The organism is Vibrio sp. 03_296, assembly GCF_002265885.1.
On sequence record NZ_NPKW01000348.1, the window covers coordinates 1 to 773 of the forward strand.

Sequence of the window (773 nt, forward strand, 5' to 3'; positions counted from 1 at the left end):
TTTCGGTGCAGGCGCAAATATCGGATGGCAAACACTACTTCGGTATTAACTGGGGTCGTGATGTAGAGCTTGGCCAAGTTGCTGACCTACGTAACGTCGTCGAAGGCGATCCAAGCCCATGTGGAAAAGGCACATTGATGCTGAAACGTGGTATCGAAGTGGGTCACATTTTCCAACTCGGTAATGTGTACTCAGAAGCGATGAACTGTGGCGTTCTCGATTCCAACGGTAAAAACGTGATCCTAGAGATGGGCTGTTACGGTATCGGTGTTTCTCGCGTTGTTGCTGCGGCTATCGAACAAAACAACGACAATACGGCATCATTTGGCAGACGCACTTGCGCCTTTCCAAGTGGCTATCGTACCAATGAACATGCACAAGTCTGAGCGCGTTCAAGAAGCCGCAGAGAAACTATACGCTGAGCTGACAGCGATGGGTATCGAAGTGCTGTTCGATGACCGTAAAGAGCGCCCAGGCGTCATGTTCTCTGATATGGAACTGATCGGTATCCCTCACACTATCGTGATTGGCGATCGCAGCATGGACGAAGGTCACTTTGAGTATAAGAACCGTCGTTCTGGTGAAAAAACACCTGTCGCGATGGCTGATATCGTTGAGCACATCAAAGCGCAACTGAAATAACACGAGCTCGGTGTTATAACAACAGTTAAAAAGGGATTGGTCAAGGCCAATTCCCTTTTCTATTAATCTTTTGGTTCAGATTTCTCCCGTTATGACTTGCCTTATGTTTAGTCAGGAGAGTCGTCATGGAT

General features: G+C 47.7%; 1 pseudogene. It reads left to right on the forward strand.

The annotated features are described in order from the left end of the window. Positions 1-642 (forward strand): annotated as a pseudogene (locus CIK04_RS24545) (His/Gly/Thr/Pro-type tRNA ligase C-terminal domain-containing protein); the annotation flags it as partial. Between the last annotated feature and the right edge of the window lie 131 nt (positions 643-773).